Origin of the sequence: Denitrovibrio acetiphilus DSM 12809 (assembly GCF_000025725.1) — a bacterium.
Taxonomy (GTDB): Bacteria; Chrysiogenota; Deferribacteres; order Deferribacterales; family Geovibrionaceae; genus Denitrovibrio; species Denitrovibrio acetiphilus.
Window position 1 is genome coordinate 1,625,500 of record NC_013943.1, and the last position, 22,531, is coordinate 1,648,030.

Consider the following 22,531-nt stretch of genomic DNA (forward strand, 5'->3'; position numbering starts at 1 on the left):
AATGTATAAAATATTCGGTCTTGCCGTCATACTGGCGGCTTTCCTTTTAACTTCCATTGCAGGGTATTGGATAATCCAGTGTGAAAAATTTCTGGACAATACCATTGTGACAGTTGAGCTGAATATTGAGCAAAATGAAACTTTTAACGGTCTTTATAAAAGACTTTTCGCACATCTGGATACTCCGCCTTTTTTCAGACTGTATCTCATCAAAAAAGTTAAACTAGACAGAAATATTAAATACGGATACTACCGTGCCGACAAACTCCCCGTCAGACGCATTGTTGATGCCATAATGAAAGGACGACAGTCCACAATAAAGGTCACCATCCCCGAAGGCTATAATATGTATGACGTGGCAAACAGAATGTCTGAACGGATAGTTGAGAGTCCCGGAGAATTTCTGAAGACGGTTAAAGATAAAACATACATTAAAAACCTTACCGGTATGGGGTACCAGACCCTTGAGGGATTTCTCTATCCTGACACATATTTCTTCTCCCCAAAGTCCGAACCGCAGTATGTCATATCTGCGATGTATCAGGCTTTTCTTAAATCACTCCCAGAGCATTTCGACGAGAAAGCAGAAAAGCTCGGACTCACAAGATATCAGGCTGTCATACTGGCATCTATAATACAGAAAGAGACATATGACCCTCTGGAAGCTCCGCTGATAGCATCTGTCTTTCACAACAGGATGAAATATCGTATGCGCCTTCAGGCTGATCCGACAATAATCTATGGTCTTTACCCTGAATTTGACGGGAATATACGCAAAACAGACCTACGTGACAGGTCAAACCCTTATAACACATATAAGATAAACGGTCTTCCGCCCACTCCTATATGCAGCCCATCCATTGTTGCACTGGAAGCTGCCGTTAATCCTGCCGATACAAAATATCTGTATTTTGTTGCTGATAAAGAACGGAAACATATATTCTCTACCAACTATGACGAACACATGCGGCAGGTTTATTACCACCAAAAGCTGAACCGATAAACCGGTTCCCCTTTAATAAAATATATTTGCACATTATTATTAACTTATGTCAAAACATATAAATGTACGTGTACATAATACAAAGACTCTTGAAATAAAACTGGAATACATCCCCGCAGACCAGCCGGACACATCGGACTATGTTATTGACCTTTATCTATCCATGCCGGCAAATATGAGTATAAACGAAAATACTTATGAAAAAAGATATTTCTACTACGATCTTTTCCGGTCTATACGTCTGAAATCCCCTGACTTTATGCTTAATAAATACTATAACAGACTTAAGAATTTTGATGAATCCTGCTCAGGCGAAATACACGAGAAGAGCTGTGTGTATACCTTTAAGAAATTCATAACCGGATATAGGTCTATGCTCAGAAACTCCGCTGGAGCCCTTGGAAAAACAAGCATAGAGGCAGATATCGAATATCTTCTTGAAAATGTTCACAAGAACAGGAGTGTTTTCCGGCGACTCCACAGGGAGTTCGGAGACAAGCACCCTATGTTTTCTATGGCGGACGAGTTCACAAGCATTGTGACAAACATATATCTCGTTCGCTTATATGAAAAAATCAGACACCACAATAAGATTCTTAATACAATAAAAAGCGAACTCAAATATAGACGGAAACACTTTCCAATGTCTGTTCCCGGGGATGAAGATCAGAACAGCAGGCTTATCAGCAGATATGATTACCTCAAAGGGTATTTCTATAATGTACTCTCACTTCGGGCTAAACGAAAAGCAGGCGACAAAGCTGTTAAGAATTTCTTATACGCTTCCGCTGCCGGTCTATCTATGATTATCGCAACAGTCATAGCCTTCTGGGCACAGCAGAGATACGGTAACTTCACCCTAGCCTTTTTCGTTGCCCTTGTGGTCGGCTACATGTTTAAGGACAGGATAAAGGACGGTGTAAGGTCACTGCTGGAAAAACTCGCGTCTCCTATCATCTACGACTATGTGACTCTTATATATGAAAGTTCCGGAGAATACGCCATGGGCAAAACCTGGGAACGTGCCGGTTTTGTGGAAGGAAACAGATTGAACGCTGATATCGACATATCCAGAACGGACAACAGAAATATTCTCCACTTCAACAAAAAAGTGCACATAAAGAACAGTAAGATCAAAAAGCTGCTGGACCCTGAAATACACGGCATTACTGACCTTATGAGACTTAATATCAGCAGGTTTACATCGGGACTTGAAGAACCTCTCGCACTGATGTACTCTGTTCGGGATGAAAAACTGGAAAAGACCTTTGCTGAAAAGATATATGATGTTGAGGTCTTTTTGCAGATTGCAGCAAGCGGAAGGTCTGAAACACTTAAAGGCATCATGACTCTCACCGCAAAAGGAATTAAAAATTTTAGGATAGTTTAAATGAAAGTTGCAGCTATAGACATAGGCTCCAATGCTGTCAGACTGCTCATAGCAGAAGTCGAAGGCAGAAAGATCAAAGAAACCTGCTACACCAAAAGATACATTACAAAACTTGGGGAAAACATTAACAGTCAGCAGTTATTGAGCGATACCTCAATTGAACGAACCATAACAGCCCTTAAAGACTTCGTAATCACCATCAACGAACATAAAGTTGACAGAGTTCACGCTGTCGCCACAAGTGCTGTACGAGAGGCAAAAAATCCGGAACTGCTAACTGCGGGAGCGAAAGAGCTAGGGCTGCGTATAGAGATTATTGATGGCGATACCGAGGCAGGACTGATCTATGACGGCGTCACAGCCGGGATAGACACTGAAGGCAAGAAAGTGCTTATGTTTGACATTGGCGGCGGCTCAACAGAATTTATTTACGCAGACCCTGAAAAAGGGCGTGCAGGGATAAGTATCCCTATGGGCGTCGTGAAAATGGCAGAAATGTATAACTTTAAGCAGGTTGTTAACATGGAGCACATGGACAGGATGCGTATACCGGTTTTCAGCCTTATTGATCAGGTTTTAAAAACGCTGGAGTGCAAGCCGGATGTACTGATCGGTTCCGCAGGAACCCCTACTACGCTGGCGGCAATGGATATGCAGATGACAACATATGACCAGAAGAAAGTAAACGGATACGTGATCCCTATTGAAAAGATAAAAGAACACTTCGACAAACTATGCTCGATGACATCCGAAGAACGCCTTAATGTCCCGGGAATGGAACAGGGGCGAGAAGAGATAATCATCCCCGGCATACTTATTGCCGGAGAACTTATGAATATGATCGGTATATACGATCTTCAGGTTTCAGACTACGGACTAAGGGAGGGACTGGCAATTGCAATCGCAAATGTATAGCCTTCTGGCAACACCTCTTGTAACTGGTCTCGTGGGTTACTGTACGAACTGGCTCGCTATAAAAATGCTTTTCCGCCCGCACAAAAAGAGTGTATTTTCACTTGGTTGGCAGGGAGTTATCCCGAAAAACAGGCAAAAACTAGCAGGAGAAATCGGTGCTCTGGTAGGTGACAAACTGCTCCGCACAGATGATATCCAGTCCGCATTCTTTTCAGAAAACATGCAGGATAAACTGGAAAGAGCCATTGAAACCGAACTGAAGACCTTTATGGAGAAAGACTTCGGAACTCTTGAGCAGATTATTGAAAAAACAGGACTGAAAAGTAAAACCGCTATCACCGCCCTTTTAGGTGAAATAAATTCCGACGGGGTGCTGGACAGCTTCTTCCATGGGATAAGCGAAAAAATATCTTCTGAAATATACTCAATGAAGATAGGCGAACTTGAAGAATACACTGAAAATATAAAATCCGCAGTAAATGCCGTACTCTCAACAGGCAAAATACAGGCAGAGGCTTCCAACAGCATCTCTGCGTCTATCAATAATTTTGTAATGTCCGGCAAAAGCCTGACGGATATCATACCGGAAAGCCTGACGGCAAAAACTGGGCAGCTCTCCGGTTTCATAACTAACAAGATCCTCGACGCTATGGACAAGGCTATGGCAGACCCGGCAACCAGAAAGAAAGTCAGCAAACAGCTTATAAACATCAAAAACAGCCATTTTAAAGACGGCGCTGTTGACCAGCTCAAGCTGGGTGTTCTGAATATGTTCATGACAGAAGATACTATTGATGAGATGGTCGATAAGTACCTGCCGAACCTAATAACCTCTGTTAAAGACAGTGAAGAGGTTAAAAAGAAGATTGCGATGTCCATAAACGACTACATAACAGGAATACTGAAAAAACCGCTCTTCATGCATGCCGACACTCTGGGGATGGAAGCACTGTTTCAACTGCGCAGCTCTGTCGTTACGGCGGCAAGAGGGACACTTGATTCATCAGAATTCTCATCCAAGATGTCCGGTATGATAATAGGCATGATAAAGCAGAATTCAGAGAAAACATTGGGCGAACTGCTTGATGAATTGCAGTTAAAAGACGCTCTTGACGCAAAACTTGCAAATGGTTTCAGCCTGAAGATACAGGATGCCGCAGAATTCCTGACAAAGATGGCATCCGGACTGCACATCAGAAACATATATTCAGTTGTCCCCAAAAAACTCTTCTACGCTGTCAAGATTGCTCTGCTCAAAGAAATTAATAAGATTGTTGAAAAGAACTCTCCGAAGATGCTTGAGGCGATAAACTTCCCAAAAATAACTGAAGACAGGATAAATACACTCAATCTTTATGAGGTTGAGAATCTTCTGTTCTCCTTTATGAGAGACAGCTTCAGGTGGATAAACATCCTCGGTTTTATCATCGGCTTTCTGCTCGGAGCAGTTCAGATAGGGGTTACTTATCTGTTAGGCTAGCTGGGTCTGTGTACTTACGCAGTTCAACTATAAATTTTGTGCCGGGGTTCAGGTCTTCGAAGTAGAGCCGCCCTTTCATGTTCTGCTCAATAATGATCTTTGACATGTAGAGCCCTACACCTGTGCCCTTACCTTCTTCTTTTGTTGTAAAATACGGCTCAAAAATTCTGTCTGCGACATCAGCAGGTATCCCCGAGCCATTGTCTGAGACATATATCTGTACAGATGAGTCAAGCTCTATAACTCCAACTTCGATAAGAGGATCGGTAGCAAATTCTTCACGGCGTTCTTCAACAGCATCCTTTGCGTTCTGCACAAGGTTTAGTAAGACCTGTTTATATTCGTTCGGAAAGCCTTTTATGAATGTACATCTGTCGTTCTGACATCCGAACTCTTCGGTATTGTTAAAAACTACTTGCTTACCATGACAGTTCAGAATAAGAGTAATGTTATTGCGAACAAGCTGAACTCCGAGAAGCGTAATAGCACTAAGGGTTTCCCTGCAAACTTCGAATACGATTTCATCCTTGTCCGGCTTAAAAAAGTTTTTAAAATCATCAATTGTTTTAGACATAAAATTAATTTGCTTCATAGACAAGCCAACAAGCTCTTTAAGGTATGATTCGCTAAGTTCGTTATGTTTATACGAATCCTCAAAGTCCTGAATGTATATTGCTATCGTATTAAGCGGCTGACGCCATTGGTGGGCAATTGCGCTCATCATCTGCCCCATGGCAGCCATTTTCGACTGCTGCATCATTAGCCTTTCATTCTGGCGTCTGCGGTGGACTTCCTGTTCAACTTTATTTTCTAGATATTCCTGCCTGCGGTTTAAGAGTTCACTAGCTTTCTTTCTTGATGTTACGTCCATAATAACAAGCTGGATAAAAGTCTGACCAGAAACCTCAAGACGGCTGGCGGATATCTCTGCGTTAAAAACATCTCCCCATGACTTCACAAAGTCAAGATCAAATGACCATTTCTTTGTTTTAACCATCTTGTTGATGATCTCCTGAACACGGTGAACATAATCTTTAGTGACAAGCATTTCAAGAAACATCTTAAGGAGCTCTTCACGCTCATACCCAAACTGAGAAACCATTTCTCCGTTTACATCCACAATGCTCCCCTCTTCTGAGATAATAGCAATGGGGTTATAAGAGGTATTAAAAAGGTTGCTGTATTTTTCCTGACTTTCCCGCAGTTCTGTTTGTATCTTTTCCCGTTCCTCAATCTCGTTTTTCAGCTCATAGTTCTTTTCTATGAGTTCTTTTGTTTTGCGCCTTATCTCTGAACGCATCAGCATCAGCAATACTATTATCAACAGAACAGGAACAAGCAAAACCGCCACGACGATTTTTATCGTTTTAAAATAAGTCCCCTTCGTCGCTCCGCCAACCCATTTCTGATATGAATGATAATAAGCAGAGTTTTCCTGATGCTTCATCTCCTGTATGTATGGGTCAAGAGCAGATATTATTTTAAATGATTTTTCACTATCTTTTTTAAGAGCAAAGCGCACCTCGACAGGATGTACAAGGATGGTACTCTTTTCTATATTATATTTTATGGAATTGGTAAGTCCGAAAAAACGATTCGTCAACCCAGCATCGGCATAACCGTGATAAAGAGCATCCAGAACATCTGTATAATTGTCGCAAACATAGTATTTCAGATCAATATTAAAAGCATCAGCAAGATACTTCATTCCATATTTGCCTGCGAAATAGATGTCATCTTTCAGAACTGCAAGGGTCATCCCGTCCAGATCAAGAATAGTATTGGCACGTACGCCATGGCGTAAATATATTTCTCCCCAGTTACTTAAAACATTCTCACTATTATATTGAACAACCTCTGTCCGCTCCAGACTAAACCCTACGGGAAACATGATATCTACTTCTCCAGTTTGAAGCATTTTGAACATGTCTGACCAGACACCAAATACAAATTCAAGGTTCCAGTTCTCTTTTTCCGCAACTTGTGAAAGGATATCATAGCCAAGCCCAGAGGGCTGTCCGTTATCTGCTTTGAACATCAGAGGATAATTTTGGTATACGCCGACTTTTATGTTTAATTGCTCAGCCCATGTTGTAGTTGTTAGCAAAATGAATAAAAATAAGAATAAAGCTTTAAGGTTTTTCATGTTTTACCATTTGTCGTTTTAAGTAGATTCTAGCAAAAAAAAAATTAATAAACAATAAAATCAACATTATATAATCTTATATTATATATTGTTTACAGAGTTGTTTATATTGACAATAAAGATCATTTTCCTTAATATTACATTTCTTTTCACATATATGCCGAAGTGGTGGAATTGGTAGACACGAAGGACTCAAAATCCTTTGCTAGCGATAGTGTGCGGGTTCGATTCCCGCCTTCGGCATCAATAACTTAAGGCTCTGACAACATCAGAGCCTTTTTATTTTAGCCTCGTATTAGTCATTTTATAATAAATTTGTAATCAGCTATACAAAAAACCTAAAACTTACCAGAGCAGGCAGTAAGCCTATGAAATGCTTCCGAGTTCGCTCTTTTCACACCATGCTTCATACTCAAGCGATCCACAATTTTAGCATTGTCCAGCACCAGAATATTTTCACAAAGCTTAAAAACAACTCTAACATCATGAGAAATAACAAGCAGAGATATATTGTGCACTCTTTTAAGTTCTGCTAATAACTCTACAATCTGCGCCTGAACAATCATATCAAGATTACTAACCGCTTCATCCAGAATAAGAAGTTTTGGTTTAAGCGCCAGCGCACGGGCAATGCATATTCTCTGCTGCTGACCACCGCTAAACCTATTAATATTCTTGTCCATCTCTGACGGATCAAGCCCCACAGAAGACATAAGTTCTGCGGTTTGCTTCACAAGCTCCGGTCTGGAAAAGTGATAATAATTATGCAGTGGTTCTGTTATAACTCTGAAGGCGCTCCAGCGTGGGTTCATAGTACTCGCCGGATCCTGGAAAACAGCCTGCATATTCTTCCTGAAAGACTTATCTCCTTTCTCTACAGCCTGATGCACATCCACACCGTCAAATAATACCTCACCGGCGGTAGGTTTTTCCAACCCTAAAATTATCCTTGTAAGCGTGCTCTTCCCCGAACCGTTTTCACCTAGCAGCCCAAAACTTTCACCTTCTTTTATATCAAAAGAAATATCGTCCAGCACTCTCTTCTCTTTACTACAAGCAAACCAACTGCCCTTTCTGTATGTCATAGATATATTACTACATTTCAGCATTGCACCCTTCCAGATCAATATCCCAGTCATTCTGGTAAAGTCCCCTGTTAGACGTCACCAGACTTTTTGTATAGCTGTTCCTGTTTTCATCATGTAACTCATTAACTTTAAAGCTGTCCACAAGTTCAGCATTATTCATAACCAGCACTCTGTCAGCCATATTCTCAGCAACACTAAGGTCATGGGTTATCAGCAGCAGAGCACTGTCTTTTGGTCTTATTCTCTTAATAAGTTTCAATATTTCAGCCTGACCCGAGATATCAAGATCCGAAGTCGGCTCATCTGCAATGATAACTTTTGTCCCCAGCGCAAGTGTCAGAGCGATCATAAGCCGCTGAAGCATCCCGCCGCTAAGCTGGAAAGGGTATGAATCAAGAATTTCCATTGGGGTATCTAATTCCACTTCTGATATTATTTTGCAGAAATACGCATCATTGCATAAACTGTCTTTACCGTTAGAACTAAGTATGTCGCTAAACTGCGAGCGCATATTAAAGAGCTGATCAAAACATGTTGCAGGTGCCTGCATTATCATGCTGATATACCCCCCACGCATATATGGCTCAAAAGGCTTTCCGCAAATACTCACCTCTCCGCCTGTCTTAATAAGCCCCGCAGGCAACAGCCCTTGAACAGCCATACTTGTAACAGATTTGCCACATCCAGACTGTCCCAGCAGCACAACTGTTTCGCCAGAGCTCAGCTCGAAGGAGATATCATTAATTATCTTTTTACCTAAAGTGGTTTCAACATTCAGTTTTTCAACTTTTAACAGATTCATCAGAGCACCTTCTCTGTCAGAGACGGATCCAGCTTATCCCTGACTATTTCGCCAATACTGTTAAATATCGCAACTATGAAAAATATGCATAGCCCCGGATATATCATCAGTCCCGGATGCTCTCGTATGTATGGTGCAGCATCGTTTATCATAACACCCCACTCCGGTACAGGAGCCTGAACACCCAGCCCAAGAAAGCTAAGTCCGGCGACATGCAGAAGCATATGCCCAAGGTCGAGTGTTGCGAGTATCATTATCTGAACCAGTACAGACGGCATAATGTGCCTTATTATTATCCGGAAATGTGACCCGCCTGCGCTTTGAGCGGCAAGTACGTATCCCTTAACCTTCAGCTCAAGCACGAGGGACCGGACAATCCTCGCATACCATGCCCAGTGCGTAAGAGCAATGGCAAGTACAACATTCAGAAGCCCCACCCCAAGCACACTTATAAAGAAAAGCGCCAGTATAAAAGTCGGAAATGTCAGAAACACATCGCATATACGCATCAGTATACTGTCAAACGCTCCCCCCCTGTAGCCGGCAATACAACCAACAGTCAGAGAAAACAGAAGCGTCAGACCGCTTATAGCCATAACACTGAGAAGCGACATTCTGGTTCCATAAATTAATCTGGAGAAAACATCCCGTCCGAGGTGATCTGTCCCGAGTAAGTGGTCACTACCAGCCGGTAAAAACTTACTGCTGAGGTCTGTATAGAAAGGGTCGTAAGGTGTTATAAAGTCTGCAAAAACAGCCCCCAGAACAACACATAAGAGTATCATTGTTAGTATAATCAAATATTTATTTTTCATTTTTCATATCTTATCTTTGGGTTCAGATACGCATACACGATATCTGTAGCCAGATTCATTATTACAAATATTGCTGTCATCAGTATCATAAAACACTGAATAACCGGATAGTCATGGTTATGTATAGAGCTAACAACATAACGCCCAACCCCAGGCCATGCAAAAAGTGTTTCAACAACCACCGCTCCCCCCAGAAGCTCGCCAAAATGCATCCCAAATGATGTGACTATAGGAAGCATAGAATTCTTCAGCGTATATTTGCTGACGATCTTCTTTTCGCTAACACCCATAACCCGTGCATAAGTCACAGACCTCTGATTAAAGTGCTCCAGAAAGCTTGTCCTAGTCAGACGGGTATTTATAGCGATAGACATAAAAGAAAGTGTCAGTATGGGCATTATGTAGCTCAGAACACCATGTTCGCCGAAAGCGGGTAAAAGCTGTAGCTTCACAGCAAAGAAATACATCAGAATAAACCCAAGCCAGAAACTCGGTGTCGACACACCAATAAATGAAATGAGTTTTACGATATTGTCAAAAATACGGTTACGCCGAAGAGCAGCAGCAATCCCCATAGGTATACTCAGCAGTATAACTACAAGCATTGAAGTACACGCCAGCTTAAGGGTCGTCGGGAAGTAGTACATCAAATCCCCAAAAACATCCCGCTTCGTAGTATACGACTTGCCGAAATCAAGAACTGCAGCATTTTTAAGCCAATGGACATACTGTTCAACAAGGGGTTTATTAAGCCCCAGCTCAACTCTTGTAACCTCCAGAGCCTCCTGTGTGGGAGGTATTCTGGAATTAAGCAGATAGGCAAGAGCCGGATCAATAGGCCCCAGCCTCAGAACACCAAAGACTATAACAGAAACGGCAAACATAATCGGTATCAGTAACCCTATACGCTTAAGTATAAATGCAGCCATTATTCTGAAACGCTCATTTTATGAAACATAAATTCAGTAGTCATCTCACCGAATTCAAAATTGCTGATGCGGTTTTTGTTATACACAGCAAGATCAAGCCCATAACTTATAGGCAGATAAACAGCTTCTTTATGCAGTGTTGACAATACATATCTGTAGCGCTTTTTAATGTCAGCTTCGTCAGTGGAAACAAGTAGTTTGCTGATATTATCATCTATTTCAGCCTTTTCACTCAGCCCAGCCTGAACCTGATAATCTGCATGGGAAGGTTTTCTCATTGACGCAGTGAAAGAACCCGGTTCGAAAGGAGGTCCCCATGTTTTATTAAATATCATATCGAAGTTGCCGTTAGCCTGAAGGCTATAGAATATAGTATTCTCCTCTGCCCGCAGATTGATTTTAATTCCTACTTTCAGCAGGTCAGCCTGAATAGCTTCGGCAAGGGCTTTCTGCTTGGGGTCAGTTCCGATATAATGCAGGTCAAGGGAAAGAGTCATCCCCCCCTTCTCTCTGTATGTTCCTTTTAATTTCCATCCGGCATCCTCAAGGAGCTGCACAGATTTCGCTTTATCATATCCATAAGGCTGAAGTCCCAGCCCGCAGTATTGCAGTGATTCACTGTAAAGGGTGTCTGCTCTCTTTTCCAGATCAAGGAGAATATATTTAACAATTGCATCTTTATTAACAGCATGCATGATAGCTCTTCTGACATTCAGTTCCTTTGTTGCCCCTCTGTTCGAGTTCAGAGCAAGCATATTAGTATTTCTGGAACCTGATTTAGCGGTAACAAATTGCGGATTTTTCTGAAGCCGTACAAAATTTTCCAGTGTAAAACTTCCATCACCAAGGAGTATGTCAACCTCTCCGGTTTCGAGGGCAACTACCCTGCTGTGCGGATCAGGCAAAACTTTCACCAGCAACTTTGAGTATTCAGGTTTAGCTCCCCAATAGCTCTCATTACGGACAAAAAGGTCATATTGACCAAGTCTTGTTTCTTTGAGAACCCATGGACCTGTTCCGATAGGCTTTTTTATCCCTTTGCTGGTTTCTGCTTCATTATCAATAAACCCAGACGGTGCAAGTATCCTGAACGGTCTTGGGAGACTAAGCTCCTGCAATGTCAGACTGTAAGGTCTTTTCAGGTGCATAACGAAAGTCTGATCATTCTTTGCCTCCCAGCTTTCTATCATGCTCACAAGTGCCAGCCAGCCGTGTCTGGAAGCATTTGCCATTATAGCCTGAAAATTCATAGCAACTGCTTCTGCGTTGAATGTTGTCCCGTCTGAGAAGGTGACACCGTTTCGAAGATAAAATGTATAAGTCAGCCCGTCAGGGGAAATTTCCCAGCTCTCTGCCAGAGACGGCTCTATATCTTTCCCGTCATACCTGACCAGGGCATCATAAATCATAACCTGAGCGAACATCTGATTTGGAGTGTATAAATGCGGATTACCTGCGCCGACATTAACAGGCCATGCAGTTACAAGAGTGTCCTTCTGCCCTGCAAACGAGAACATGAAGGAAGATAGAATCAGTGCAATAGATAACAGCACTTTCTTAAACATAGTGATCACCTCTGAAAATAAATAAAATGACGACGCACATGAATATCTGCATCAAATCGGATGCATGATAACATTCAAACATTTCAGGAGCAACATAAAAAGTAATACTTTTCCAAAATTAGTATTACCACATTATTACGCGCATAGTTTCTCACGGGTAAACCCGTGGTTATATTGCTCCTCACGTGCTTAACACACTAATTTACAACTTCGTTGTCACAACTAAAGCATATGCAAAATACGTCACTGCGAATCCCGCAGGGCTGTGACAGTCTCTGGACTCATTAGTTAATCCTGAGATTGCTTCTTCATTACATTCCCCGCAATGACTTATAAGCTCTAAAGCTGTGATTAGCTCATTCATCCACGCATAAATGAGTGGGGTTCTGTCTTCGAGCGTATAAAAAAAGGCGGATGCACATAAGTACACCCGCCACGACATATGCCCAGCATTATAAGGAGGAATTTACCTTGTTGCCGGACTGCTCAGTCACCTCTTAAAATGGTTTAACTATATCAATCCAGAAAGAATGCCCTTTTGCTCTGTCTTCGGCGTAGAATTCATTCTGATACTTAACTTTGACTCCGAAACTGTTGTCCGGGAAAAACACCCCAGCCTCTAAACCTATGGCATGAACTTGATCTTTCACAGAATCAGCAGCAGCATCGTCTCCGTCGTCGTCAGTAACCTGCCAGTGTGAGTACCCTATCAGACCGATATCATAGAATTTATTAATTGTCTTGCCGATACCCCAGTCAACACTGAAATCATCACCATAAGTAATATCCAGATCACGGTTTTCAAGATGCTTTTCGTATCTGGCTATGTAGCTTATATTCCACCCTTTACCTTCTCCGATGTAATATGTAATCCCCTGTGAAAGCATGACAGTATAGTGATCCTGTCCGATATTTACAGAGCTGTTTTTATCATACTCGCCGGTAGGAACAAACAGTGCTGTACCAAAGACAGCATCATACTGGGCACCGTGCCATGAAAGGATAAGCGGTTCCACAGTGATATCACTCAGGCTGAAGTCATCGTCGTCAACTCCAGCAGCCTTGATTTCTAGATCTGTATAAACAAAAGGTACTATAAGCTGAAAGCCGTAGTCAGCTCCCAGAATCTTCTTATCTGTGATATAAACAAAACGGTTGACGTTCGCAATAACGCTGATATCAAAACCGATATTAGAATCATCCCCACTGCTGTCAGTCATGGTGTCCGAAGTGTAATAATTGTTGTACATAAGATAATAAAAACCGGGGCCGGGTACTGTGCCCGCCTTAAGCCCTTCGGAACCTATTCCATAGTGCTGGTCTGCATTAGAAAGCACCGGAATAAATGTTATGAATGCAAACAGTGCCGCGGTAATAAAACTTTTTGCAAAAATACTGCTAAGGTTAGTTACTTTCATCACCTTCTCCTTTTTCAACTTTTTTATAAAACGGCAAGGGAGTGCCCCCTGCCGTAAAGATCATTTAGGTTCCCACCCTTCGGGCAGTCTTCCCCTCCAGTCTGCTATGTGACACTCAGAACATACAAAAGTAGATTTCTGGTGCACCTTGTGGCAGATGTAGCAATCAGGCTCGTTCAGGTGAGATTCATGAGGGTTGCGCCCCCACTCTTCTGTCAGATGTTCTGTCCGTTCCGCCAGCTCTTTATAGCTTCCATGACAGCTAAAGCAGAAATCAGATTCATATTCCCGTGTAAACATAGGGTCGTCGTACTCACCATTTTTATAGAGTTGTTCCTCTGTTTTTCTTGTTTCCTCTGTTCTCTCATGGCAGTCAACACAACCTATCCCGGCATTAAAATGCTTATGCACGAGTAACGTTTCGTCCTTTAAACCTTCGTCATATGGTTTGATAATATGACAGACTTCTGCACATCCTCCCGTTTCTCCGGCAAAGGACACAGCACTGAAAGCAAATATAGAAGCTATCGCAGCCAGCAGAGCTAATTTGTTTATCATAACTAACATCCGGCAGTGACCGTTTTATAAGTCAATTGACGGAATAAGCTTTTCAGGATTTTTACCCGCTGCAAGCATCCCAGCCATACGACCAAATGTCAGACAACGTCCATGACCTATCCCCGGACATATAGTAGGATAATCATTGGCAAAGAATTCACCCTGAGCAGCACCGACAACATAAAGACCTTTGATAGGGTCGCCGTCACTGTCAAGAACCTGAAGGCTTGTGTCAGTACGCAGACCGCCGCACATTGTAAGCACAGTACTTGCGAGCTTGCCTGCATAAAACGGAGGTTTAACGATAGGGGTCAGCAGCTCTTTGCGTTTACCATAGTCAGGATCATCCTGCATTTTATAAAGTTCGTTATACCTTGCCACTGTCTTTTTGAGATTTTCCACAGGCACATTCATCTTAGATGCAAGTTCCTCTATACTGTTTGCCACAAGGACCTTACCGTCTTTTATGTGTGCTTTCTGTGTCATGATCTCAACTTCTTTATTCCACCCCTTACCCCAAGGCTGCCACATCTGACCATAGAAGAGCCCGCCGCCGAGATTGTTGTCAACCTGATACTTAACCTGATCAGCCCAGTCCTTGTCATAGATGGTCCATGCTATGCCGTCCGGCTCAAGCTCCTTGGTACAGCTTTTTGACTGGGTATTAACATCTTCGTTTTTAAATCTGTCACCGAGTGCATTTACGTGCAGAAAACCATAGCTGGCTGCGCCGGCTTCAAGGTGGATAACGGCAGCATGGGGTTCATACCTCTGCATAGCGCCACCAGCCTGCATAGCCATGATGATGCCGTCACCTGTGTTGCATTTATTAGGAAAATATATCTGCGCATCAGCATTAAGGGTAAAAGGTGAATAGCGCTGTATAAGCTCTCTGTTCGAGGCGTAATCACCTGTTGCAATAATGACTTTGTCAGCAAGAAACCTTGTGTACCTTCCGGGTTTACCAGCATAAATCCCCTGAAGATTCCCCTGTTCATCTCTGATAATCTGCACAGCAGGCATTTTATAGTTAAAATGAACTCCCTGTGCTTTAGCTTCTTTCTCGAATGCGGGAACAAGTGTAACATTGCCTATCCCTTTGGAATTGCCATAAACATAGCTCAGGTCAGCATCTTTCTCATGGAAAATGTGTGTCACAGGATATTCTGTATAGTCAGGTCCCTTGTAGTAACCTTCCCACATTGTTACCTGCAGATTATACTTTTCAGAAATATCAATTGCCCAGTCCATACACGCACCGCTTTTTCTTGCGAAAAGCCAGAGAAGGTCTTCGTCAATACGCCCCTGAGCCCATGCTATCCAGTCACGTATAATCTGACGGTAATCATTATCGATCCCCATTTTTCTCTGGAGTTTACTTCCGAAAGCAGTAATGTGTCCGCCTCTCGCAGCCCATGAAGGGTTTTTGTCTACAAGCTGAACACTTGCCCCGTTTTCAGCGGCAGATATTGCAGCAGCCAGACCGGAAAGTCCGGCGCCTATAACTATCACATCTGACTTCACAGTATTTTTAACGTGCCTTTCCGGAATAGGCTTAACAGGAGCTTCCCAGCTCCATGTATGGCACTGTTCTACTGGCTTGCCTATTGCATCACCACCCGCAACAGCAGAACCTGGAAAAGCAGCAGAAGCAGCAACAACTGCGGCACCGGCAGCGCCGGTTTTAAGAAAACTTCTTCTTGAAAGATCTGATTTACCTTTCTTACTCATTAGTAATCTCCTAAAAATTATTTGAGAAAAACTCTCTTCGTGCTGTTACAATGCAATGAACATGCCAAAACAAACGATTTCCATAACCCATTCGTAACTCTTAAAACACATATATTTACACGCAAAACTATTTTATCATTTTGATAATAATTCATTTCATTTTGATAAAATTATAGTTGTATAAAATACTTTTTGATGTAACATTTTATATAGGAGCAAAACATGAACTTAGGTAACAGAAACATATCTGAACTCTTAAAAGTCAATCCGGAAACAAAGATAATAACCTTTCTCGACAGGCGAGTTTTAATTGATGACAGCATATCGCAGGGACTTTTGCGTAAGGAGCTGATACAGATATTCGGCAAATACGGTGCGAAAAATGTCCTTACCAGATACGGCTACGCCCACGGGTGGCGCACAGCGGAAATGCTGAAAAAAGAGTCCCCTGACCTTTTCTACGGCTCTCACGGAGGAGCTTACCTGCATATGCTATACGGAATCGTTTTCACCACCAGGCTGGAACAAACAGACGGAATGGGCGATGCTCCTCTCATTCATTCAAAGCTGGAGTATTCGTATGAAGCCGAACAGCACATTCTGCACTTCGGCGTTGCTGATGAACCCATATGCTGGACACTTACAGGCTTTGCCAGCGGATATGAATCTTTTAAGAACAGCCGTGATGTGTATTTCATTGAGACCAAATGCGTTGGAAAAGGGGACGACTACTGCGAAATTGAGGGGAGATTTGCGGAAAAATGGGGGGACGATCTTACAGAACATCTGCCATTTTACGGCATGGCTTCCACAAATGACATTCTTCAGGAGCTTTCATCTCAGATACATTTCTCTGAGAAAAAACTTATTGAAACAAAAAATAAACTTAAAAACCTTGAACTAAAAAAGAACTGCTCCGGAGGGATGGTTGTCCGCAGTAAAAAAATGCAGGAGGTCACTGACCTTGCCCACAGAGCAGCCAGAGTAAACACCACCATACTGATCTGCGGCGAAAGCGGTGTGGGAAAGGAAGTTCTTGCCAGATATATACACAGCAAATCGCCAGACTCAGACAAACCTTTTGTCGCTGTTAACTGTGGAGCATTTTCTGAAAGCCTGCTGGAATCAGAACTATTCGGTCATGCAAAAGGTTCCTTCACAGGTGCGGAAAAAGAACATAAAGGACTTTTCGAAGAAGCAGAAGGGGGAACACTCTTTCTGGATGAAATAGGCGAAACATCAAAAAACATGCAGGTCAAACTGCTCAGGGTTATTCAAGAGAAAGAGATACGCCGGGTCGGTGAAAATCAGCCGAGAAAAATCAACCTCAGAATCATATCTGCAACCAACAAAAATCTTGAAAAAGAAGTTCAGGAAGGAAATTTCAGAAAAGATCTTTTTTACAGACTAAACGTAATTAACATTAAGATCCCCCCTCTGTGTCAAAGAACAGAAGATATCCTCCCACTTGCACATTGTTTTATAAAAAGCGCAGCAGAGGAGATGAATGTACAGGTGACCGGAATAGCTCCTTCAGCATCAGAAGCTTTACTCAGATACAACTGGCCTGGCAATGTACGGGAGCTGCATAACGTTATCCACAGAGCAGCAGCACTTGCTGATTCGTCGATGATTGAAGAAAATGATCTGCCGCCTGAGTTGCTGACAAGCTGTTCAGCACCGAGTACGCCTATCAGCCTTGCCGAAATGGAAAAAGAGCATATCAGAAATTGCCTCATCATAAACAACGGAGATAAAAAAAGAACCGCTCAGACCCTCAACATAGGCATCGCCACCCTTTATCGTAAAATCAAAGAGTATCAGTTATAGGTATATCCACCTGCCCCTATAAGGAAATTTACCTGCATTTTTAAGTAGTACTCCCGATTGTTTATACCCAGCGACAACATTAATATTCATGTATGAACATAGGAGTAATTTATGCCCGAAGCTGAGAGGAAGAGAACATACTTTATTTTATTTGTCGTTAACTTCCTGATAACATTTGCTTTTGGAATAAATGATTCTCTATTTTCATTATATATGGGAGAAATTAAGGCGGGCGGTTTCATAATCGGTCTGGCTTTTACTCTGTATTCACTTTCTAAAATAAGTCTCAGCCCCCTCGCTGGTAAATTACTGGACAGGCATGGAGCCTTCAGGATTATATTTTCAGGACTTATCTTATACCTGCTGGTTTCAATAGCCTACTATGCTACTAATGACAAAAATCTTATACTTATAGTAAGAATCATGCAGGGGTCGGCATGCGCTCTTTTCCGCCCTGTGATGCACTATGTCCTTGGCTCTAATGCGGAAACAGGCAAGAGAGGTAAAACACTGGGAACTTTTGATCTTTCCTTCTATCTGGCATTAGCCACTGCTCCTGTTTTTGGAGGGATTATCAAAGAATATTTCGGATTTTCCGTTATTTTTATAATAATGCTTATCTGTACATTATCAGCCATATTACTTGTGCTTTTCATTAAGAATAGACTCACCATCAGTTACCGATCAGATAAAAAAATAACATCACCCCGTCACACACAACCAGAACAGCTCAAAGCACTTTATGTATATATCTTTTTCAAAGGGTGGGCTGTAACATCAATGGCAATGCTACTGCCCATATATATGCACCTCATAGGCTATAAAGAGTCATATATAGGGCTGACACTTGGACTTGCTACCGCTGCAACAGCATTCTCTCTGCCAATTACAGGACATCTGGCAGACAAAGCAAGGAAAGAAATCATGTTATCTGCCGGAGGTGTTATGTCCGGTCTACTGCTTATTGTGATTTTTTCAGCAGAAAGTATGGATTCATTTATTGTATCATCATGTATGTACGGTTTTGTAAATGCTATATCGCAACCGGCATGTTCTTCCATGCTGATAGAATCCGCACAAGGCAATGCACTCGGCAGATCAATAGGCAGATTCAACTCTATCATGGGCATAGGAGCTTCTTCAGGAGCACTCGTAAGTTCAGTTTTATATAGCTGCTCCGGAATCTTCACCGCTGTATGCCTCTCCTCTGCCCTTAGCATATTCGGCGGAGCCTTCGTAATGCATTCCACTTCAACTTTACTTCAACAGGAAACAAGAAAAAACGCTCTAATCAGATAGGTAAATCTCCCGCAGGTTTATAGGGGAAATTTCATCGCATCTGCTGAAAACTATATTCACACATAAGGACAATCATTCGAATTATGCAGTAATTCGCCTAATAGTGGATTCAATACAAAAGTTTTATCATTTTTATAACACCGGATTAAAAGTCCGGCGAATATTTTAGGAGGAAAAAATGCAAAGGGTTATCAAAAAACTATTTGTATCAGCAGTTGTTACAGCATTATCTATGTTTGTGATGACAGCGTACGCACGCGACAGAGTTTATGAAACAGATGTAGTTGTCATAGGTGTCGGAGGCTCTGGTGTTTCTGCGGCAGTTTCAGCAGCAGAACACGGAGCAAAAGTAATCGCTCTTGAAAAACAGGAAGTTGCAGGCGGAAGCTCAAACTTCGCAGAAGGTCTTTTTGCTGTTCAGACAGAAGAATAGAGATTAAAATTTGTTGATCTTACTCCCGAAGAAGTATTTAAACAGTCTATGGAAATCAATCAGGGCTACAAGGTTAACCCAGCGCTGGTTATGACCTACATCAAAGAATCCACAAATACAATCAACTGGCTCAAAGGTGAAGGCGTAAAATTCAAAGTCTTCCGCATGTCAGCAGAAGAACCTCAGGTTTGGCATCTGGTTCAGGACTACAAAGGCGCACACCACGGTGCTGCTCTCATCACAAGAATGGTGGAAAGAGCAGAAGAACTGGGTGTTAAAATTATGTACAGCACACCCGGACAAAAACTTATAGTAGACAAAGGTGTTGTCAAAGGTGTTGAAGCAGTTGATAAAAGAGGAAATAAAGTCATTATAAAAGCTAAGGCTGTAATCGTTGCGACTGGCGGTTTCGGCGACAGTAAAGACAAGATAGACCAATGGACTCCTTTTAACTCAAAAGAAGTTCAACAGATCATCCCACTTGGTAAAACCAGTGACGGAATCCAGATGACAAAAGATGCAGGTGCAGATACTGTTGGTCTCGGTCTTATGCTTCACCCAGCTATTATTGATAAACACCTCCCTCCTATGGGAGATGCTCTCGGCATGACATGGGAACCAAACCTCTGGGTAAACAAATACGGCGACAGAGTAACAGATGAAACCATCGTCCACAACTTTGCCATAGCAGGCAATATCATAGAAGCCCAGAGAGGTGCTTATGTCTGGAGTGTATTTGACGAAAACACCGTAAAATACATCGAAGAAAACGGCTCCAGAACAGGGCTTGGTGTTCTGATCCCTGTCGGCACAAAATTCACTAAAATCAGAGAGGAAATTAAAAATGCCGTAGCAGCCGGAAGCAAAAAAGTTGCTTATGCTGACTCCATTAATGATCTTGCAAAACAGATGGGTACAGACCCTGTAAAACTTCAGGCTTCTGTTAAACAATATAACGAGATCGCTGCTAAAAACAAAGATGAAAAATTCGGCAGAAACCCTGAAACAGTTATCCCTATAGACAATCCAACTTACTATGCTGTAAGGGTTCAGCCGGCATTTTTTACAACGCTCGGCGGGGCAAGGGTTACTACTGACTTTGAAGTAACCAACGATAAAGACGAAATCATCAAAGGGCTTTACGCAGCTGGATGTGATGCAGGCGGTCAATACGGCAGAACGTACACTCTTTGGGCTTCAGGTTCTGCGTATTCTTTTGCAGCTACATCAGGACGCCTTTCCGGTGTAAACGCAGCAGCATACGCTGCAAAAACTAAATAAGAGGTATTTTTATGTCTTCAATAAACAAAATAATGCTTCTGGTTACACTAAGCATTGCTGCTCTGACATTCTCTTTCACAGCAAATGCCAGTGAAGGCGGCGGCAGCTCTTATCCTAACGGTGCAGAGTCCATTATGGCAGGTGCTATACCGCCACCAGGATTTTACTTCATCAACTATACGAATTACTACACCGCAGACAAGATGATTGATAACGATGGTGACGAACAGCATGTCAATCTTGATCTTAAGGTTAAAGCAAATGTTTTCAGGTTTATATACATCACTGATAAACAGTTTCTCGGCGGTTTTATAGGATTTCACACCCTTATCCCTCTTATGGATATGGATCTGGATATCATGGGAATGGACGATGACGACTCCGGACTTGGTGATATAACAATTGGGACAAACCTGTCATGGCACACAAAAAACTGGAATTTTGCCGCAGGGCTTGACATAACTGCTCCAACAGGACAATACGACAAAGATGAACTTGTAAACGTGGGGAGAAACTACTACTCGATAGAACCCGTTCTTGGCTTTACTTATCTGTCCGATGGTGGCTATGAAGCTTCTGTAAAGGCGATGTATGACTTTAATACTGAAAACAATGATACAGACTACCAAACCGGTCAGGAGTTCCACTTTGACTATCACACAGGCTACCATATCGGCAACTGGGTTGCAGGCATAAGCGGATATTACTACAAACAGGTGACAGACGATGAACAAAACGGACACACTGTAGATAACTACAAAGGTCAGGTACTTGCCATAGGACCTGCTTTGAAATATCAATACAAAAACATGAGTTTCATAGCAAAATACCAGAAAGAAACAATGGTCAGGAACAGAACAGAAGGCGAAAAATACTGGGTTAAATTCATATACGCATTCTGACCTGAAAACTTCACTATTATTTTGCGGTCGCCCTGAAAAGCGACCGCAATAAAATCATTATAAAAACAAGGTAATAAGATGAAATATATATTAACAATTGCAGCAGTATTTCTATTTTCATTCGCCGCAGTATCAGCCGGAGAAATAGGATTTAAATGCAGTGAATGCCATGAAACACCTCAGGATATCCTCCCTGATGGACATATAACGAAAAAAGTCTTTGAAGGTTGCTTTGACTGCCACCAGACAGGAAAGAAAGTCAGATTGAGCAATAAAGTTCATGCTGTTCATATATCTTTTAGTGATATATCTGGCGAAACATGTCTTTCTTGTCACATTGAAGCTGAACCTGGACTTATAAGAGTTGACTCTGTAAACGATTATGTAATTGAAACAGAATTTGGCGTAAAAAGTTTCCAATCTCTTTACACTACTGGTAAACTGGCAAATTCACACAAAAATGCAGGACTAAGCTGCGGTGACTGCCACGCAACATATGACTATGACGAAATTGACAATATGGCGCCGAAATGCAAAGAATGTCACGGGGACTATCCTGAAGTATCAAAACTCACAGCGGATGCAGAATACGAAACAAATCCGCATGAGTCACACTTTCCAAACCTTGCCTGCACAAAATGTCACAGTGTACATGATGATTTCAAGGACTATTGCTCTGAGAAATGTCACAAATGGGATTTCAATTGGCAGCAAAAAGTTTCTGCCAAATAACCGCCTACCATATTATTTTCAGAACAAAAGCAGGAAGCGCTGCAAAACCTTCCTGCTTAACTCTTGGTTCATTCAAATATCTGGTAACAACTTTTGGTTTATTATTAATACACTAACAGTATAACAACAAGTTAAATATACTAATGAATCTCTCCCATATCAAATATTACAAAAACACAATAGAACGATAATACAATAAATACTTATTAGCACA

At 42.0% G+C, this 22,531-nt stretch carries 18 protein-coding genes, 1 tRNA gene and 1 pseudogene; 10 read left to right on the forward strand and 10 right to left on the reverse strand.

All coding sequences use genetic code 11. The features are described from left to right. Nucleotide 1: 1 nt before the first annotated feature. Genes mltG through DACET_RS07860 form a run of 4 tightly spaced genes read left to right on the forward strand, consistent with a single transcriptional unit; the run spans nt 2 to nt 4,788 of the window. Complete coding sequence (gene mltG / locus DACET_RS07845; protein WP_013010848.1) at nt 2–1,003, forward strand: endolytic transglycosylase MltG; 1,002 nt, start codon at nt 2–4, stop codon at nt 1,001–1,003. A gap of 46 nt (nt 1,004–1,049) precedes the next feature. Beyond that, the gene (locus DACET_RS07850; protein ID WP_013010849.1) at nt 1,050–2,393 is read left to right on the forward strand and encodes a hypothetical protein; all 1,344 of its coding nucleotides are present in this window, start codon (nt 1,050–1,052) and stop codon (nt 2,391–2,393) included. Then, nucleotides 2,394–3,308, forward strand: a complete 915-nt coding sequence (locus tag DACET_RS07855; RefSeq protein ID WP_013010850.1) for a Ppx/GppA phosphatase family protein — start codon at nt 2,394–2,396, stop codon at nt 3,306–3,308. Beyond that, on the forward strand, nt 3,289–4,788 hold the full coding sequence (locus tag DACET_RS07860) for a DUF445 family protein (protein WP_013010851.1): 1,500 nt from the start codon (nt 3,289–3,291) through the stop codon (nt 4,786–4,788). The genes DACET_RS07855 and DACET_RS07860 overlap by 20 nt, the downstream gene beginning before the upstream one ends. On the opposite strand, the gene DACET_RS15540 is transcribed toward DACET_RS07860, so the two are convergent. Beyond that, on the reverse strand, nt 4,769–6,934 hold the full coding sequence (locus DACET_RS15540; RefSeq protein WP_013010852.1) for a PAS domain S-box protein: 2,166 nt from the start codon (nt 6,932–6,934) through the stop codon (nt 4,769–4,771). The genes DACET_RS07860 and DACET_RS15540 overlap by 20 nt on opposite strands. Nucleotides 6,935–7,093: 159 nt before the next feature. Here DACET_RS15540 and DACET_RS07870 point away from each other — a divergent pair. Then, nucleotides 7,094–7,177, forward strand: a tRNA-Leu gene (locus DACET_RS07870). Between the two features lie 95 nt (nt 7,178–7,272). Here DACET_RS07870 and DACET_RS07875 read toward each other — a convergent pair. From DACET_RS07875 to DACET_RS07910, 9 genes are all read right to left on the reverse strand, one after another. Then, the gene (locus DACET_RS07875) at nt 7,273–8,019 is read right to left on the reverse strand and encodes an ABC transporter ATP-binding protein (protein ID WP_169304205.1); all 747 of its coding nucleotides are present in this window, start codon (nt 8,017–8,019) and stop codon (nt 7,273–7,275) included. A gap of 10 nt (nt 8,020–8,029) precedes the next feature. Next, nucleotides 8,030–8,824 (reverse strand): ABC transporter ATP-binding protein, encoded by a 795-nt coding sequence (locus tag DACET_RS07880; RefSeq protein WP_013010854.1) that lies wholly within the window; start codon nt 8,822–8,824, stop codon nt 8,030–8,032. Further along, nucleotides 8,824–9,639: a nickel ABC transporter permease subunit NikC gene (gene nikC / locus DACET_RS07885; protein WP_013010855.1), complete on the reverse strand. Its 816-nt coding sequence runs from the start codon at nt 9,637–9,639 to the stop codon at nt 8,824–8,826. Before nikC ends, DACET_RS07880 begins: the two co-directional genes overlap by 1 nt. After that, nucleotides 9,636–10,568, reverse strand: a complete 933-nt coding sequence (gene nikB / locus DACET_RS07890; protein ID WP_013010856.1) for a nickel ABC transporter permease — start codon at nt 10,566–10,568, stop codon at nt 9,636–9,638. The genes nikC and nikB overlap by 4 nt, the downstream gene beginning before the upstream one ends. Next, nucleotides 10,568–12,133: a nickel ABC transporter substrate-binding protein gene (nikA, locus tag DACET_RS07895; protein WP_013010857.1), complete on the reverse strand. Its 1,566-nt coding sequence runs from the start codon at nt 12,131–12,133 to the stop codon at nt 10,568–10,570. The genes nikB and nikA overlap by 1 nt, the downstream gene beginning before the upstream one ends. Before the next feature lie 202 nt (nt 12,134–12,335). Further along, nucleotides 12,336–12,497, reverse strand: a complete 162-nt coding sequence (locus tag DACET_RS16275; RefSeq protein WP_169304206.1) for a hypothetical protein — start codon at nt 12,495–12,497, stop codon at nt 12,336–12,338. 133 nt (nt 12,498–12,630) lie between these two features. Further along, the gene (locus DACET_RS07900) at nt 12,631–13,551 is read right to left on the reverse strand and encodes a SphA family protein (RefSeq protein ID WP_013010858.1); all 921 of its coding nucleotides are present in this window, start codon (nt 13,549–13,551) and stop codon (nt 12,631–12,633) included. Nucleotides 13,552–13,611: 60 nt separating this feature from the next. Next, nucleotides 13,612–14,109, reverse strand: coding sequence for a cytochrome c3 family protein (locus tag DACET_RS07905; protein ID WP_013010859.1), 498 nt, complete (start codon nt 14,107–14,109; stop codon nt 13,612–13,614). Nucleotides 14,110–14,133: 24 nt separating this feature from the next. Then, complete coding sequence (locus DACET_RS07910; RefSeq protein WP_013010860.1) at nt 14,134–15,840, reverse strand: FAD-dependent oxidoreductase; 1,707 nt, start codon at nt 15,838–15,840, stop codon at nt 14,134–14,136. 222 nt (nt 15,841–16,062) lie between these two features. Between DACET_RS07910 and DACET_RS07915 the strand changes: the two genes are divergently transcribed. The 5 genes and pseudogenes from DACET_RS07915 (at nt 16,063) to DACET_RS15545 (ending at nt 22,317) form a co-directional block, all read left to right on the forward strand. Then, the gene (locus DACET_RS07915) at nt 16,063–17,670 is read left to right on the forward strand and encodes a sigma-54-dependent Fis family transcriptional regulator (RefSeq protein WP_013010861.1); all 1,608 of its coding nucleotides are present in this window, start codon (nt 16,063–16,065) and stop codon (nt 17,668–17,670) included. A 111-nt stretch (nt 17,671–17,781) separates the two neighbouring features. Further along, nucleotides 17,782–18,969, forward strand: a complete 1,188-nt coding sequence (locus DACET_RS07920) for an MFS transporter (protein ID WP_013010862.1) — start codon at nt 17,782–17,784, stop codon at nt 18,967–18,969. 241 nt (nt 18,970–19,210) lie between these two features. Then, nucleotides 19,211–20,683: pseudogene (locus tag DACET_RS07930) on the forward strand (FAD-dependent oxidoreductase). Nucleotides 20,684–20,694: 11 nt separating this feature from the next. Next, nucleotides 20,695–21,585, forward strand: coding sequence for a SphA family protein (locus tag DACET_RS07935; protein WP_013010863.1), 891 nt, complete (start codon nt 20,695–20,697; stop codon nt 21,583–21,585). Between the two features lie 78 nt (nt 21,586–21,663). Continuing rightward, the gene (locus DACET_RS15545; protein WP_013010864.1) at nt 21,664–22,317 is read left to right on the forward strand and encodes a cytochrome c3 family protein; all 654 of its coding nucleotides are present in this window, start codon (nt 21,664–21,666) and stop codon (nt 22,315–22,317) included. The last annotated feature ends 214 nt before the right edge of the window (nt 22,318–22,531 follow it).